This is a genomic window from Psychromonas ossibalaenae ATCC BAA-1528 (assembly GCF_000381745.1).
Lineage (GTDB): Bacteria > Pseudomonadota > Gammaproteobacteria > Enterobacterales > Psychromonadaceae > Psychromonas > Psychromonas ossibalaenae.
Map to the genome: position 1 here is coordinate 103,041 of NZ_KB906970.1, position 15,617 is coordinate 118,657.

The window sequence follows — 15,617 nt, forward strand, 5'->3', positions numbered from 1 at the left end:
TAAAGCCTTGATCTAGAATGCTAGACCTGCGGCTTTATGTCTTGAATCTAGTCACCTCTCGTCTTGTTGATTCCTGTATCTTCGAGTGGCTTGGGTATAATAATTACGTTAAAATAAAAACCCGGTCTGATGATCGGGTTTTTTTATGCCTGTTACTTATTAAATAGATGAATAAGATGCTGATTAATGGAATTGAGTCAACAACAATTAATGCGGCTGACCGAGGCCTTGCTTACGGTGACGGTCTGTTTTCGACCATTAAAGTTGAATACGGCATGGTGCAGTTGTGGGATTATCATCTGTACAGACTGCAGCTTGGTGCGCAAAAGTTGTTTTTTCCCGAAGTTGACTGGCAGCTGTTATCAGCTGAAGTTTCACAGTTAGCCGCCGGTATTAGTGATAAACCGCTGGCAGTGATTAAAGTTATTTTAACCCGCGGCAGCGGCGGGCGCGGATACAGCAGCCAGGGCTGCGACAGTGTTGTACGCATTTTATCTGCAGCTGCTTATCCCGATTGTTATCAGCAGTGGCAGAAAGAGGGGATTAAAGTTGTACAGTGTGAGCAGAAGCTGGCGGTTAACCGCCAGTTAGCCGGCCTGAAAACCTTAAACCGTTTAGAGCAGGTATTAATAAAGCATGAATTAGAAAGCAGACAAGCATTGGAAGGCATTGTTTGTGATAATGACGGTTATGTTATTGAAGCGTGCAGCGCTAATCTTTTTATCTATTTGGATAATCAGTGGCTGACACCCAAACTTGACGGCTCCGGGGTTGCCGGGGTCAAGCGCCGCCAGATTATGCAGGCGTCAGAAAAAGCCGGTACACCTGTCAGGGAAGTAAGAATTAAAGCGGATGCCCTGTTTAACGCTCAGGCAGTGTGCCTGACTAATGCTCTGATGGGTATTGTTCCGGTAAAACAGTATCGGTCTCATATTTATAACGAGGCTGCTTTTTATTTAGTTCAACAATTACAATTATTATTAGAAGACGGAGATTTGTTAAATGCCGATTAGAAAAATCCTTATTTCGTTTGCTGTTTTATCTGCTTTAGCTGCTGCGGGTGTTTTCTGGGGATACAATAAATTATCTGATTATTTAACCGTGCCGAGAATAGATAAAACTATCTTGTTTACGGTTGACGGCGGCAGTAACTTCTCCCGCTTAGGTAATCGACTTGCCGAGCAGTCAATAGTGAATGATCTCACCTGGTGGAAAGCGGTTGCTAAGTTACACCCGGAATTAACTAATATTAAGTCCGGCACTTATCAGTTTCAGGAAGGTTTTAATCTGCAGGATATTTTAACCACCATTAATGAGGGGCGTGAATATCAGTTTAAAGTGACCTTTGTTGAAGGCAGTACCTTTAAAGAATGGTTAACTATATTAAATGATTCACAAGCGCTTAAACCTACGGATAAAACCGAGCAGGAAATTCTGCAGCACCTGGCTAGTCCCTATAAAAAACTAGAGGGGTTGTTATTTCCTGAAACATATCATTATCGTGCTGATATGAGTGTGCTGAAAATAATTGAAAAAGCTTATCAACATCAACAGCAGGTATTAAATAAGTTGTGGGCAGAGCGGGATAAAAACCTTCCTTTGAAAACGCCTTACGAGGCGCTTATTCTCGCCTCTATTATTGAAAAAGAGAGCGGCCTGTCGGCGGATCGTGACAAAATCTCTTCTGTATTTGTAAACCGTTTACGCCGCGGCATGCGTCTGCAGACAGATCCGACGGTCATTTACGGTATGGGAGAGCGTTATAACGGGCGTATCCGCAGTAAAGATCTGCGTGAAAAAACAGCTTATAATACTTACCGCATCAACGGCCTGCCGCCGACACCGATTGCTATGCCCAGTGAGGCCGCTTTATATGCGACGCTGCATCCGGCTAAAACTAACTATTTGTATTTTGTCAGTAAAGGTGATGGAAATTCTTATTTTTCGAAGAATCTAAAAGAGCATAACCGTGCCGTACAGAAGTATATTTTAGGCAAGTAACAGCTACGACTATCTATGAAAAGCCGCTTTTTAGCGGCTTTTTTTTCGAACTTATTTTACCGCAGCAGGTGAGCGCTATAAGTGCAGTTAAAATTTCTTTATTTCAGCAGGTGTGCGAACTGCGGCATTAAAGCGATATTATCACCCACTGTTTCCTGCAGAGCTTTATCCAGCACTGAGCCGGTATTAACCAGCGGGTTTAGGATAAGCGCCCGCTGCGCCTTATTAAGATCCCCGCTAACCGCAGCCTCTACAGTCAGTGTTTCAAACTCTTTCATCAGCTGCAGCAGACGCAGTGTATCAGAGGGAAACGGGGCCACATTCAGCGGCAGCGGGCCGCTCTTAGTGATTATTGAACTCACTTCAACGACACAGTCATCGGGCAAGCCGTTAATGGTGCCGTTATTACGTGTATTAACATGCATGATAGTACGTTTGTCATTATAAATTGAACTCATTAATTCACAGGCTGCTTCTGAGTAATACTGGCCACCGCGTTTTTCTAACTCTTTAGGTTTGCTGTTTAGCTGCGGATCGCTATAAATATCAAACAGGCGTTTCTCCATTGCTTTTACTACTTCACCGCGCGTGCCTTCACCGCTGGCTTCAACAACTTCCTGGTCCATAATATCCTGGCTCATGTAGTAGTAACGTAAATAAGCACAGGGGATCATACCCATATTTTTTAATAACTCAGCAGGCCAGGCAAAAGCTGGGATATTTTTCGGCACCAATGTATCGTTACCGGCGAGGATCTGCTCTATAACATGAGCAAGCTTATTTTCTCCGTTATGCAGAATTTGACGGGCCCAGATAAAGTGATTGATTCCGGCAACCTGCATAATAATATCCTGCTCGCTGCAGTTAAGCATCTCTGCAATGCCTTTTTGCATAATAACCGGGACATTACATAAACCTACCGCTTTAACCTTAGTATGTTTTAATACAGCTTCGGTAACCATTCCAGATGGATTAGTAAAATTAAGCAGCCATGCATTCGGGCATAACTCTTCGATCTCTTTACAGATTTCAAGCGTGATGGGTATTGTGCGGCAGGCATTTGCAAAACCACCCAGGCCGTTAGTCTCTTGTCCAATCATGCCGTATTTAAGTGAGATACGCTCATCGCTGATACGTGCATCAAGGCAGCCTGCACGGAACTGCGAGCAGACAAAATCAGCATCTTCTAGTGCCGGGCGGCGATCTAAAGTAACTTCTACCTGAATATTCAGACCTTCTTTTTTAATCATGCGCTTAGCTAGTGCCGCAATGATATTAACTTTTTCTTTACCCTCTTCGATATCAACCAGCCATAACTGTTTTATAGGCAGTTGATCTTTTCTTTTTAACAGACCTTCAATCAACTCCGGGGTATAGCTTGAGCCTGCACCGATCACCGCAATTTTTAAACCGTTTTTCATTATCATCTCCTGATTGTTTATTCATATATTCAGGCCTATTAAATGCTCAATAAAGTTGACAGACAAACGAAATAAAAAATACTATAGATTAAAATTTTTAATCTATAGTATTTTTGTATTCGTAGGAGCCGTTATGGATAATAAACAGGCATTACTCGCTAATATGCATACTTTTAGTGTCGCCGCCCGTTTGCTAAGTTTTACCAAAGCGGGCGAGGAGTTATGTTTAACCCAGGGCGCGGTGAGCCACCGCATTAAAAATCTTGAGAAACATCTGGGATTTTCTGTATTTGTACGTCTTACCCGCCGTTTGGAGTTAACCACAGAAGGTCAGCGTCTGCTGGGGACATTAAACCACTCTTTTGCCGACATTTTCTCTGAAGTGGAAGATATACGTTTTAATGAACTGCGCGGTGAATTATATATCGGTGCTTCGCCGACTTTTGCATTAGCCTGGTTGATGCCTAAGCTGCCTAGTTTTCAAAAACTGTACCCGAACTTAAATGTTAAAATTAGGATAAAAGCCAGTAAACTCGATTTTAAACACGAACCTGTCGATTTAGCGATTTATTATGGTAATGAAGAACATTCGGATCTGCATTGCCAGCGTTTGTTTAGTGAAAAGTTAATGCCTGTCTGTACGCCTGAATATGCGCAGCAGTTTGCCTTGACGGATAATATTGAAAATTTACAAGGTGTAACATTTATCCACTGTATTGAATCACTTGAAAGTATCTCGCCGAACCATGAATGGTCCACCTGGCTGAAGTCCAACTCGCTTGACTTAGACAGCGAACAAAGACAATACCAGTTTAACCATTGTGAAATGGCAATAGTGGCCGCCCGGCAGGGAATGGGCATTGCGATGGGGCGTGCTGAACTTATTCACAGCCATATTGAGTCAGGTGAGCTGATAGCGCCTTTTACCGCGGTTGATGCCGGACTTGGTTATGATCTTATCTGCTCAAAGGGGCAAGAGGTCCGCCCGAAATATCAGGCATTTTTGAACTGGATCCTGGCACACAACCAATAACAAAGGGCAGAGCAGCCCGCTGCATAGTTAATATGACCGCTGCTCTTTAAAAGGGTATAATCGCGCCGTTTAAAATATTATTTCAGGAAAGTAACTACATGTCGGTTTTAAAAGAGTCAGCAGTGCAAAAGTTAGCCAGTAAATTTATTGTTATTGAAGGCCTGGAAGGGGCGGGTAAAAGTACCGCTATCTCTTATATCGGTAAATGGCTGGCATTACAGAATATGCCTGCTGAGAAAGTAACCTATACACGTGAGCCAGGCGGCACCGAGCTTGCCGAAAAAATGCGTGATATTGTAAAAATGGACGTGCAGGGCGAAACACTGCAGGATAAAGCCGAATTACTGGTGCTGTATGCCGCGCGCGTGCAGTTAGTTGAACATATTATTAAACCTGCTTTGGCTAACGGCAAAGTGGTTATTGGTGACCGTCATAACTACTCCTCGCTTGCATACCAAGGCGGTGGGCGCGGTATCGATCTGAAACTTATTGAAGATATCAAACAGGTTGCATTAGGTGATTTTAAGGCCGACTTTACCCTGTATTTAGATATTGATCCGGAGCTTGGCTTAAGCCGGGCCCGAGGGCGCGGGGAATTAGACCGCATTGAACGTCAGGCTATTGACTTCTTTGAACGTACTCGAAATGTATTTATCTCATTAGCAGAAAATGATGCGAATACAGTGACTATTGATGCCGGGCAGACGCCGGAATTAGTTGAAAAAGCGATTTTTGCGCAATTAGATAAATGGTTAATAGAGCTTGCCTGATATGCCTTTAGATGAAAATACTCCGCTAACAGAGGTTTCTACCCCCTGGTTAAAACCTGTCTTTGAACAGCTGCAGGAACATTACCAGAGCGGTCGATTTGCGCATGGGATACTGCTAACCGGTAATGCGGGGGTTGGTAAATTTAAAGTTGCTCAAGATATGGCTCAATACCTGTTATGCAGTAACAAGCAGACGCCGCAGGGGCCATGTAATCAGTGCCACTCATGTAAGTTATTTACCGTTAGTAACCATTTAGATTTTCATCTGCTGCAGAATGAGGCGAATAAATCGATTGGTATCGAACAGGTCCGCTCATTAATTGATACGCTTAATGAGCGCCCGCATTTAGGTGACAATAAAGTTGTGATCATCAAAAATGCCAATACCTTAACGGTTCCGGCTGCTAATGCGCTGCTTAAAACGTTAGAAGAACCGCAGGGTAACAGTTATCTAATTTTACTAACCCGTACACACCACCAGCTAATGCCGACCTTACTGAGTCGTCTACAGCATACACATCTGCATACTCCCGGTGATGCTGATCTGTTAGCCTGGTTATCTGATCTGGGTTTTAATATTCAGGATATTGGTTTACTGAGACTATTTCAAAACAGTCCGTTATCTTTATTGAATCACCTGCACAGCGTGCAGGTTTCGACCTCGGAAGATGAACGTAGAAACTGTGTTGAAGGTTTATTCTCACTGCTTAATCAGCCTGAGTCACTGTTTACTTTTAGTCAGTTTTTAGCTGAATCAGTAGAACAGCGCCTACAGCTTTTGTTTCATCTACTTCATGATCTGCATAAGTTAAAGCTGTCAGAAAGTGTCATGAACAGGGATGCTGTTTACAGTTTTGCTTTACCGCAGCTGCAGATCTGGCAGGCACAGATTACTCTGAAAAGTCTGCGTTATTTAAGCTCAGAGTTATTACAAACACGAAAATTATTAGTTGACCATTCTGGATTGAAAAAAGAATTATTAATTAATGCGTTATTGATAAAAATTAAAAATGAATTTAAATAACTATTCATCTCGTCGTCATTTGGTTCGATCTCGGTGTCGAAAGTACTCATTTATACTTATAAACTCCGTGCTTTCTCCTTGACCTCAAACAAAATGACTTACAGCTGAACAGTTATAAGTATTATAAAAGATAGGGTTTAGAAATATGTTAGTGGATTCTCATTGTCACCTCGACGGCTTAGATTATAAAAACAGGCATAAAGATTTGACCGATGTGGTAAACAAAGCACAAGAGAAGGGGATTAATTATCTGCTTAGTGTTTGTGTCGAAGTAAAAAAATACCCGGCAATGGCGGAATTAACCGCATCTTTTCCGCAAATCTTCTGTTCGGCCGGCATGCACCCTTTACATCAGGATGAGGTCGTTGATGAGGCGCTGTTACTTGAATATGCGAACCATGAAAAAGTGGTCGCACTGGGTGAAACAGGGTTAGATTTTTTCTATTCTCCGGATAATAAAGCGCAGCAGGAAGCTTCTTTTCGCGCGCAGATACGTATCGCTAAAAAGGTGAATAAACCCTTAATTGTACATACTCGAGATGCACGTGAAGAAACGCTGAACATTCTTCGTGAAGAAGGTGCCGAGCAGGTAGGCGGTGTACTGCATTGTTTTACTGAATCCTTAGAAATGGCGCAGGCGGCGATGGAAATGGGCTTTTATATTTCCGTTTCCGGCATTGTCACCTTTAAAAATGCCAAAGAGTTACAGGCTACCATTAAAGAGATTCCTCTGGATCGTTTGTTAGTTGAAACTGACTCTCCCTATTTAGCTCCTGTGCCGCATCGAGGTCAGGAGAACGAACCCGCTTACACAAGAGATGTTGCTAAGTTTGTCGCACAGTTAAAAGGAGTGACATTTGAAGAGTTAGCAAAAGTCACTACTGATAACTTCTTTAACTTGTTTTCTCAAGCTAAGAGAGCATAAAAATACTCATTAGCTCCCCTTCGATAAACTTGAAACCAGCCCTGTACAGGCTGGTTCATTTTCTGCCCAAGAGCAATGTGTGACAACAACCGGCTGTTTAAAATCTTTATTATGGTCTAAGTTTTATCAGTAAATAAAACTTACTATGCGTGTCGTGAATAAATCAGTTAACAGTAAACATGAAGGGAAGCGAAAATATGGGACTATTCGATAAAGTAAAATCCTTAAAAAATTCGATTACCGGCGGGGCTGCCAAAGTTTATATTGATTCAGAACCGGTAAACTTTGATGAACCGTTTGTAGTGACAGTCAGAGCTCAGATTCAGGATGCCAGTTTAAAAGTGAACCGGGTCTATCTGCAGATACAAGGGCGGGAAGAGGTTGAAGTTCCGGACACAGATGTAGTCTACGAGTCAGATGGAGAGCAGGAAAGGCGTACTGAAATAGTCACAGCCAGATGTTCAACAACTGAAGTTGAACTGACTGTTTCAGAAGGGCAGGTGCTTGATGCTAACCAGAGCTATGAGTGGCAGGCTGCTGTTGAACTGCCTGGTAGTGCACTGCCTGTTTACAAAGGACGATATTGTCGTCATGTATATATCGCAAGGGCATCACTAGACTGTTTTGGTAATGATCCTGACTCCGGCTGGCAGGAACTTAATGAGGAATAAAAGTACTGTTGCTATAGTGCATAAATAAAAAATCCAGGCACAGGATCTGTGACTGGATTTTTAACTGTTTACTCTTGTGCAGATTTTTCTTGTTGTTCAGTTTCTTCTGGTTTTTTCTCTTCGTGGTTAGTACCACCACATTGACCGCAACAACTCATATTGTTCTCCTTTATATTTAAATTAAAATGCATTTTATATGCGTTGGTTTTTATCTGTTTGTGCTTGTTTAGTTAACACGCGGCTTAATTAAGATTGGAAAATAAAGCGCGATAAAACTGCCGTAACCTATTACCCAAAGCCCTACAGCCAGGGTAATAACATGGCTGTAATTAGTGATCCAGTAGCTGCCGAATACTCTGACAATAAAAGCTAAAATAAGAGCTGCAAAAGCGCCTGACATTATTTTACCTACCACAATCATTCTGCCTGTGTGCCCTAAAGAAACACGTGAAATCATCGACAGGATCATAGTGCCCATTGCACCGACCGTTAATGCGTGAATTGCCTGTGAGTGAGAAACTGAAAATGTGATTTGCGATAATCCGTACATAAACAGACCGATAGCAATGCACCAGTAGCTTAAATGCAGAGACCAGACTAACGGTGTTTTTAGGGTTACCCAGATTTTCCAGCGCAGCATACGTACGGTATGAGCGGCCGCTGCTGTAAAAAAGATCACTGCAGTCAGCAGTGCCGGTAATTCAATAAAACCAGAGCCGCTTAATACAGCTAAAATGGTACTGCCGATAGTGAGTTTTTCTAACCAGCTGATAGCATCGACACGTGGCGTCCGGGTGCCGTTTGCGGTGAACATGGGAAAAACCCTGCCGCCCATAATTGTCATCACCAGGGTAACTAATAACACCATAGAGGAAGACGCTGAATTCATTAATAGAGGATTCTGTGAAGCAATACTGTAATGCATAGCAGCATTACAGGCAGCCATGATTAATAATATCGGGACAAACATTAAGTTGCGCCACAGTTTTACTTTTATAATCGGGTAAGCGAGTGCCGCTGCAGATAAAGGTAAAAAAGCGATATCAATAAGGGCAATAATCCAGTGGCTGATATTATCCGGGAAGAAAAATAATACCCGGCCTGTTAACCAGACACACACTAGAAGCAGTAAACCTTTACCATTTAAGCTGCGTACTCCTGACCAGTTTTGTACTGCAGTTAATAAAAAACCAACAATAACAGCCGCCGCAAAGCCGAATAACATCTCATGTATATGCCACCACAGGGAACCGCCATAGAGGTTAAGACTAAAGCTGCCGGTTAATAACCCATTCCACAAAAGCAGCGCAATTATGCTCTGCAGGGAAGCGAATAAAAAGAAAGGGCGAAATGCGAACTCCAGAAATGCCGTTTTCGGTTGAGGGGCATTACTGCTTTTAGGGTTGGAAATATTGATCATAGTTAGAGTCTCAAAGTATTCGTTTCGTTAAACGGCTGGTTTTATCTGCTGCTGATTTCATCTTATAAAACCTCAATAGCCAGTAATCCTGCCAGCGCATTGTGCTTATCTTCGCCGAGCAGGTCCGCTAATGTGTATTTATCTAATGTTTTGAAAAAATTCTCTTGAGCTTCAGCAAAGATACGTTTTAACTGACAGTCTGGAGTGATCACACACTGGTTGTTTTCAGCAAAGCATTCGACTAATTTATTTTTATCTTCGATTTCCCGTACCAGGCTGCCGATATTAATATCACTGGGCTGGCGGTTTAATTTAATACCGCCGTTTTTACCGCGCACTGCTAATAAATGCTCTTTAACATTGAGCTGCTGAACAATCTTCATAAGATGATTTTTAGAAATATCATAGCTTTTGGCAATTTCGTTGATTGTTGCCAGCTGATTGTTATTAACGGCTAAATAAATAAGCACGCGCAGTGAGTAATCGGTGTAACGGGTAATGTGCATTTTAGTGCCCTGATGCTGCTGAAACCTAAAGATGTATTTATTTTACATCTTTAAGCGCTTCTGTAAAACTTTTTTTAAAAAAATGTGCTGCAGTATTGAAAAAAATTGACTGAGGCGCTGTGGTTGCGCCTGTTTGAGTGAGCTGATAAGTCTGTTTAAAAGATAAGGGAAATGACTTTTAAGTGAAGATAAAGCTGGCGGCGATATTTATGGTTTTCGACATACTATCTGCGCAACAGCCCGATCCGGGTTGGTTTTAATGCCTTCAAAATAATATATACCCGTTATCATTCAATATGCAAAAATCAGCAAGTCGTGAGGTGAACAGGTTCTAGGCGTGAAGGTGAAGATCTAACGGGTTAAATCGAGACTTCACAACAACGAAGATGTTTACCTAACGGCTTGCCCCGTGGGTCGCTAGCTCGAAAACCAATACTGCGTTGCAGCATTCGATAAGGGGCCGCCATTGTCATCATGCTGCGCCTTGTCTTGGTATCCGAGCTAACGACTGATAAATGCATTTTGATTGATAACGGGTATAAACACTGCCAGCCGTTGAACAGCTGCTTTAATTCTCCCGGCTGTAGTAGAAACTGTTCTCGGTTAGGCCGGCCGAACTGCCTGTTTTCTATGGTAAAGGTTTCATAGATAACGATGCCACCGGAACATACTGCCTGTTTAATCTGCTCCATTAACGGGCGGTGTAAATAACGAAAAACTATAATAGCCTGATAACTGTCTGCCTGTAGATGCTGCTGATTTGTTTCGAAATCAACCTGCCGGCAGTGCGGGGCGGGCATCAGTGCTAATGCTGTTATTTTTTCTAATGCCAGTGTGCTTTTATCAGCAAAGACGGTTGGAATATTGTGCTTAAGCAGATAAAGGCCGTTACGGCCAGAGCCGCAGGCGAGATCCAGTACGGGTTTAGCATTCTGTTTGAGTAGTGAAAGGTGTTGTTTTAATAATGCTGAGGCTGACATTTTCGAACCTTAAAGTGTTGTTAACCAGGATAGTGCGTGGTGATTTTTTGCTGCACCGATAATATAGATAAAAATTACCACGGCAATAAGGGCTGCCCAAAAACGGATCACTGCGCTTTTTCCGCGTTTAAGTGCAATTGTACCTGCTGCGATATAAGCTGTCAGGGCAATAAATTTAGCTGTCAGCCAGCTGTTAACAAATGGATACTGCTCAATAGTGAACATCAGGTAAATAGCGCAGAGCAGTAACACGGTATCAATCACATGGGGTATTGTTTTTATCAGCTTATGCTGCAGCAGTGCCGATCCGCTTACCGATAAGGCTGAGCGGAAAATAAACAAACTGATACTAAGATAAGCTGCTCCCATATGCATATTTTTAACCAGTAAATAATCCATTTTAAGCGCCTGTTGTAACTGTATTGAAAATATTTTGAAAAAGGGGGCATCGCCCCCTGTTAACAAATCGATAAAGTCTTTAGATTTTAGCTGTTAAATCTTCCGCAGTATCGCCAACCGGCTTTTTAACCAGGCTCTTTTTCAGCAGGTCAAACAGGAACAGAGCCAGCAGCATGCCGCCTAAACCAAACAGTACATCTCCGGGAACACGCAGCCAGACTAAGGTTTCAACCAGCGGGCTATGAATCACTTCAGGTGAACGCCCGTACCAGTAACCATTTTCCAGCACCGCGAAGAACTGTGTCAGACCAACAGGCAGCAGCGACATAAATACCATAGCCGCCAGGCCGATATTTAATGTCCAGAATGCGCCCTTAAGATACTTGTCATTCCAGACTAAGCTGCCGCTGATACCACGCAGGCAGAAGAGCATCAGGCCGATACCCAGCATACCGTATACGCCCATAAAGGCCGCATGGGCATGGGTCGCGGTGGTATTTAAACCTTGAATAAAGTACAGCGCAATCGGCGGGTTGATAAGAAAACCAAGTACGCCGGCACCTATTAAGTTCCAGAATGCGGTTGCGACAAAAAACATAATCGCCCACTTGTAACGTACCATCCAGGGAGCTGCGCTGCGCATACGGTAGCTTTCAACTGCTTCAAAACCGATCAAAGCTAACGGGACAACCTCAAGGGCAGAGAAGACAGCACCCCAGGCGATAACAGATGTCGGTGCACCAGTGAAATACAAGTGATGCAGAGTACCAATCAGACCTCCGGTGAGGAAGATAACAGTGGTGAATAATACTGCCGCATTAGCACTGCGTGCGCGAATAAGCCCTAAACGTACCAGCATCAGCGCGATAACAGAGGTTGCAAAGGTTTCAAAGAAGCCTTCCACCCACAGATGCACAACCCACCAGCGCCAGTATTCGGCAATCGCTAGATTGGTGTGCTTACCCATGAACAGGCCTGCACCGTAGAATAAACCGATAGCAACACAAGAGGCGTACAGCACCCAGATAACAGGAGTCATCTGACCCTGTTTTTTAAGTGCCGGACGGATGGCTGCTGTTACCAGGGCCAGCCAGATAAACAGACCGATTAACAGCAGGATCTGCCAGACCCGGCCTAGATCGATATATTCATAACCCTGATGACCGAACAGGAAGTTCATATCCAGATCAAAGTACTGCTGAACGCCTAGCCATTCACCAGCCATAGAGCCGAGAACGATAACAACCAGCGCAGCCCAGAGTATATTTACCCCGATGCGCTGGAATTTTGGTTCATGACCGGACAGTGCTGGAGCAATATAAAGGCCAGTGCCTAACCAGGCGGTAGCAATCCAGAATACGGCAAGCTGGGTGTGCCAGGTACGTGTGACTGAGTAAGGTAGAATTTCTGCTAATGGAAAGCCGTAGAAATTTTGTCCTTCAACGGCATAGTGAGCGGTTATGCCGCCGAGCAGAATCTGCAGTAGAAACAGGCCGATTGCGGTAACAAAATATTTAGTCACCGCTTTTTGAGATTTAGTGGGTTTAGTGAAAAACAGCGGATCCTGAGCCGCCGGTTTAGGCAGAGGATCGTGCTTAGCGCCGGCATGATACCAGACAAGACCGCCGATCCCGGCAATCAGGGTAATGATGCTGAGAATTGACCAGACTATGTTGCTAGATGTTGGTGTATTACCCAGCTGCGGATCAAACGGCCAGTTGTTGGTGTAAGTGTAATTCTCATTCGGACGTTCAGTAATCGCGGCCCAGGCGCCCCAGAATAGAAAGGCATTAAGTTTTTCACGGCGCTCAAGTGAAGGGACCGTCCCTTCTTTCATCGCATACTGCTCTCTAAGTGAAGACAGCTCAGGATCGCTGCCGAATAATGACAGGTAATGAGCTGCCACCTGTTTAATTGCGGCTGCACGTGCCGCAGACAGGCTGATTTCAGCCACACCATTTTCCTGTAATGCAATACTGTTATGACGCATATCATTGCGCAGTGCCAGCTCTAAGCCTGCTTGAACTTCGCTGTCGAGTGCATCAAACGGCTGCTGGTAGCGCTGCTGAGCCGTTATATTAAGCCAGGCCTGTGCTTCACGATGCAGCCAGTCTGCCGTCCAGTCCGGTGCGACATAAGAACCGTGTCCCCAAACGGAACCAAGCTGATGCCCGCCCATTGAACGCCAGACCAGCTGGCCCTGCTCAATATCATTTTTAGTGAATATAATCTGCCCGTTTAGATCAACATAGGCGTTCGGGATTGGGGGTTTTTCCCGATAGATATCACTGCCTAAACTTAGCAGTACCGTGAAGGAAGCAATCAGTACAGCAAGCAGTGCTATTGCGGTGATTTTATTTCTACTCATAATCCTCTCCATAGGTTTATTCTTATAATCGATGCTGCACATATATCAATATACATGCCAATGTGTAAATTGTTGTATTGAAAGGATTATGTTGATGATTTATTAGAGATTTCTGTCAAAAGGACAGTTGTTTTTATTGTCCAAATGACAGTTGTTTGTCATATTGACAGTGTGAGGGGGGAGTAGTAATTGTATTGCTGGAGTCGCGAAGGAATTAAAAGAATATTGTATCGGCAGGTGTTTTAACTAAGATCTTTGTTTAAGGCAAAGAGAAAGCCGACCTGTAAGTGTCGGCTTGCTATGGTTAATGAGGATGGAAGTAGTATTTATGATCTTTATCATCGATATAAACATGTACCTCTCCTCTTGGTTTTACTTTCCTTCGGTCAGCTTTTGCCTGCTGTTTTAATTTATCTTCCATGGCTTCAAAAAATAGCTCTTCAGCCGCCTGGTCCCTTAAAATCAGGGTTTCAATAAAGTCGTACATAAAAATAACCTTTTATAACTCCACACTATTAATTTTAGCTTATAAACACAGATCCCGCGTTATTTCACAGAAGATGAGAACAGCGCAGAATGTGATTTTAACTTATTGAAATTAAGTTGTTTATTTATTTGCTTCTATAAAACAGGAAAGGTAAAGGCACGGATCTGATTTATTGCGGATATTTGTTTATTTGAGGGCAGATAAATTAATGCCTCTGCACTGCAGCTAAAGGCATTTTTCAGTAATGGATTCTACAGTCAGCTGCTTTTAATCTAACAGCACTCTTGCATTATCACCTTGTTCATAAATTAAAAGACTGACGGTTGAGAGTGATTTAATTTCCTTTAAACTGACAGTTAAACTGTGGTTGCCGCGGCTGACATTGTTTTTTAAGCGTTCCAGTATTTTTTCAATCTCCAGCAGCTCTAATTTAGCTTTGGGTACTCTTGTTCTGACAAAGTTAAACCATTTATCACTCATGTTTCTGCTGACCTTGGCAATAACTTCTCTATTGGTAATTGTAAAGGCTTTATCTAATGCGCCGCCGTCACGCAGTATGTCATAGATGATATGGCCGTTTTTTTTGGCCGCCATCATGTTCTGCGTATTAAGCTGCAGCTCGCCAATGTGCCCGTTACTGGTTTTAAGAAAGAACTTGATATCTTTATACCCGGCAGCCGTTGCACCGCAGTTATATTTGGCATTTGCCCCTTTACCTGTGCCGTACCTGTCTTTCATTGATGACTGAAAATGCTGCAGTTCGGTAAATTCTTTGGTTAATGAGATCATGGCTTTAGCGGCAGTCATATCTTCGATATTTTCAAAAATAATGGTCATTCTGGCCGCATCTTTAAGATCACCGATATCATAGCTTCTTTTGCGGTTGGTTATTTTGTCTAATGCACCGTGGAAATCTTTAACGCCGAAATAAGCGCCTGGAGGCTGTTTAACTATACCGTTACATACTGATGCTATCTGAACGGCGTATTCTTTTAATTCTTCCTGTGCTTCAATGGTTTCCTGAAACATCATGAATAACTGTTTTCTTTTTAACTGGGTATTGGCAATCTGATTATGGGATTTAAAATCAAGCGTCTGGTTTTGTCTTTTTTCTTTGCAGTCCTGCTCCAGGTAATTAGCTAAAGAGTTCTTATTAGTCATAATGTCGAGCATTGACTGATCCTGCTTTTTATTCGCAAGGTCCGCATATTGATAAGAATTAATTTTATCTTTTAACTTCTGCAGTTTGACCTGGTAGTTTTTGTTATTAACTAATCTGAACCCCTGAGACATTCGCCCCTGCAGGTTAATCTTTTCCATTACCGCGGCTTTATTTTTTTTAACTCTCTGTTGTTCTATGGTTATTTCTTCAAATGATGGATTGTCAGATAACGGCATCGCTTTACTCCTAATTATTCCGTTAATTATTTCATATCAGCACTTTATAAGGGTACAGGAAGAACAGATGCTTTTTTGCTATGTTGTGCATCTAATGCTTATATATTTTATTCTGGCAAAATAACGGTTGTGAAACCATAGGCTGGTGCACACTTTGTTATTGAAGTTGTTACATTTAGTTGTTATTTCAAGTAATTGAGCAATGAATAGCCTG

Annotated in this window: 15 protein-coding genes; 7 read left to right on the plus strand and 8 right to left on the minus strand. The window is 42.8% G+C overall.

The window, feature by feature from the left end:
• The first annotated feature begins 176 nt into the window (after positions 1-176).
• Together pabC and mltG are read left to right on the plus strand one after the other, a co-directional pair.
• Positions 177-1,013, plus strand: coding sequence for an aminodeoxychorismate lyase (pabC, locus tag G327_RS0103395; protein ID WP_019613358.1), 837 nt, complete (start codon positions 177-179; stop codon positions 1,011-1,013).
• Positions 1,003-2,001, plus strand: a complete 999-nt coding sequence (gene mltG / locus G327_RS0103400) for an endolytic transglycosylase MltG (RefSeq protein ID WP_019613359.1) — start codon at positions 1,003-1,005, stop codon at positions 1,999-2,001. Before pabC ends, mltG begins: the two co-directional genes overlap by 11 nt.
• A gap of 98 nt (positions 2,002-2,099) precedes the next feature.
• Here the strand turns inward: mltG and G327_RS0103405 are convergent, their stop codons facing one another.
• Positions 2,100-3,422, minus strand: coding sequence for a 6-phospho-beta-glucosidase (locus G327_RS0103405; protein WP_019613360.1), 1,323 nt, complete (start codon positions 3,420-3,422; stop codon positions 2,100-2,102).
• Positions 3,423-3,555: 133 nt separating this feature from the next.
• Between G327_RS0103405 and G327_RS0103410 the strand changes: the two genes are divergently transcribed.
• From G327_RS0103410 to G327_RS0103430, 5 genes are all read left to right on the plus strand, one after another.
• Entirely contained in the window at positions 3,556-4,455 is a 900-nt protein-coding gene (locus tag G327_RS0103410; RefSeq protein WP_019613361.1) for a LysR substrate-binding domain-containing protein, read from the plus strand.
• A gap of 98 nt (positions 4,456-4,553) precedes the next feature.
• Positions 4,554-5,225, plus strand: coding sequence for a dTMP kinase (gene tmk / locus G327_RS0103415; RefSeq protein ID WP_019613362.1), 672 nt, complete (start codon positions 4,554-4,556; stop codon positions 5,223-5,225).
• 1 nt (position 5,226) lies between these two features.
• Positions 5,227-6,249 carry a DNA polymerase III subunit delta' gene (holB, locus tag G327_RS0103420; RefSeq protein ID WP_019613363.1) on the plus strand — a complete coding sequence of 341 codons (1,023 nt, stop codon included), beginning with the start codon at positions 5,227-5,229 and terminating at the stop codon, positions 6,247-6,249.
• Between the two features lie 145 nt (positions 6,250-6,394).
• On the plus strand, positions 6,395-7,174 hold the full coding sequence (locus G327_RS0103425; protein ID WP_019613364.1) for a TatD family hydrolase: 780 nt from the start codon (positions 6,395-6,397) through the stop codon (positions 7,172-7,174).
• Positions 7,175-7,371: 197 nt separating this feature from the next.
• Positions 7,372-7,845, plus strand: a complete 474-nt coding sequence (locus G327_RS0103430) for a hypothetical protein (protein ID WP_019613365.1) — start codon at positions 7,372-7,374, stop codon at positions 7,843-7,845.
• Positions 7,846-8,071: 226 nt separating this feature from the next.
• On the opposite strand, the gene G327_RS0103440 is transcribed toward G327_RS0103430, so the two are convergent.
• The 7 genes from G327_RS0103440 to G327_RS0103470 all read right to left on the minus strand — a co-directional run bounded on the left by G327_RS0103440 (position 8,072) and on the right by G327_RS0103470 (position 15,403).
• On the minus strand, positions 8,072-9,265 hold the full coding sequence (locus tag G327_RS0103440) for an NnrS family protein (RefSeq protein ID WP_019613367.1): 1,194 nt from the start codon (positions 9,263-9,265) through the stop codon (positions 8,072-8,074).
• 62 nt (positions 9,266-9,327) lie between these two features.
• Complete coding sequence (locus G327_RS0103445; protein ID WP_019613368.1) at positions 9,328-9,771, minus strand: RrF2 family transcriptional regulator; 444 nt, start codon at positions 9,769-9,771, stop codon at positions 9,328-9,330.
• Between the two features lie 359 nt (positions 9,772-10,130).
• Positions 10,131-10,751: a class I SAM-dependent methyltransferase gene (locus G327_RS23920; protein WP_019613369.1), complete on the minus strand. Its 621-nt coding sequence runs from the start codon at positions 10,749-10,751 to the stop codon at positions 10,131-10,133.
• 9 nt (positions 10,752-10,760) lie between these two features.
• Entirely contained in the window at positions 10,761-11,150 is a 390-nt protein-coding gene (locus G327_RS0103455; protein WP_019613370.1) for a SirB2 family protein, read from the minus strand.
• Between the two features lie 79 nt (positions 11,151-11,229).
• On the minus strand, positions 11,230-13,518 hold the full coding sequence (locus G327_RS0103460) for a nitric-oxide reductase large subunit (RefSeq protein ID WP_019613371.1): 2,289 nt from the start codon (positions 13,516-13,518) through the stop codon (positions 11,230-11,232).
• A 304-nt stretch (positions 13,519-13,822) separates the two neighbouring features.
• Positions 13,823-14,005 (minus strand): hypothetical protein, encoded by a 183-nt coding sequence (locus G327_RS0103465; protein WP_019613372.1) that lies wholly within the window; start codon positions 14,003-14,005, stop codon positions 13,823-13,825.
• A gap of 267 nt (positions 14,006-14,272) precedes the next feature.
• On the minus strand, positions 14,273-15,403 hold the full coding sequence (locus G327_RS0103470; RefSeq protein WP_019613373.1) for a hypothetical protein: 1,131 nt from the start codon (positions 15,401-15,403) through the stop codon (positions 14,273-14,275).
• Positions 15,404-15,617 lie beyond the last annotated feature (214 nt).

Coding starts and splice junctions, on each gene's coding strand:
- pabC (WP_019613358.1), top strand. CDS start 177: ATGCTGATTAATGGAATTGAGTCAACAACAATTAATGCGGCTGACCGA.
- mltG (WP_019613359.1), top strand. CDS start 1,003: ATGCCGATTAGAAAAATCCTTATTTCGTTTGCTGTTTTATCTGCTTTA.
- G327_RS0103405 (WP_019613360.1), bottom strand. CDS start 3,422: ATGAAAAACGGTTTAAAAATTGCGGTGATCGGTGCAGGCTCAAGCTAT.
- G327_RS0103410 (WP_019613361.1), top strand. CDS start 3,556: ATGGATAATAAACAGGCATTACTCGCTAATATGCATACTTTTAGTGTC.
- tmk (WP_019613362.1), top strand. CDS start 4,554: ATGTCGGTTTTAAAAGAGTCAGCAGTGCAAAAGTTAGCCAGTAAATTT.
- holB (WP_019613363.1), top strand. CDS start 5,227: ATGCCTTTAGATGAAAATACTCCGCTAACAGAGGTTTCTACCCCCTGG.
- G327_RS0103425 (WP_019613364.1), top strand. CDS start 6,395: ATGTTAGTGGATTCTCATTGTCACCTCGACGGCTTAGATTATAAAAAC.
- G327_RS0103430 (WP_019613365.1), top strand. CDS start 7,372: ATGGGACTATTCGATAAAGTAAAATCCTTAAAAAATTCGATTACCGGC.
- G327_RS0103440 (WP_019613367.1), bottom strand. CDS start 9,265: ATGATCAATATTTCCAACCCTAAAAGCAGTAATGCCCCTCAACCGAAA.
- G327_RS0103445 (WP_019613368.1), bottom strand. CDS start 9,771: ATGCACATTACCCGTTACACCGATTACTCACTGCGCGTGCTTATTTAT.
- G327_RS23920 (WP_019613369.1), bottom strand. CDS start 10,751: ATGTCAGCCTCAGCATTATTAAAACAACACCTTTCACTACTCAAACAG.
- G327_RS0103455 (WP_019613370.1), bottom strand. CDS start 11,150: ATGGATTATTTACTGGTTAAAAATATGCATATGGGAGCAGCTTATCTT.
- G327_RS0103460 (WP_019613371.1), bottom strand. CDS start 13,518: ATGAGTAGAAATAAAATCACCGCAATAGCACTGCTTGCTGTACTGATT.
- G327_RS0103465 (WP_019613372.1), bottom strand. CDS start 14,005: ATGTACGACTTTATTGAAACCCTGATTTTAAGGGACCAGGCGGCTGAA.
- G327_RS0103470 (WP_019613373.1), bottom strand. CDS start 15,403: ATGCCGTTATCTGACAATCCATCATTTGAAGAAATAACCATAGAACAA.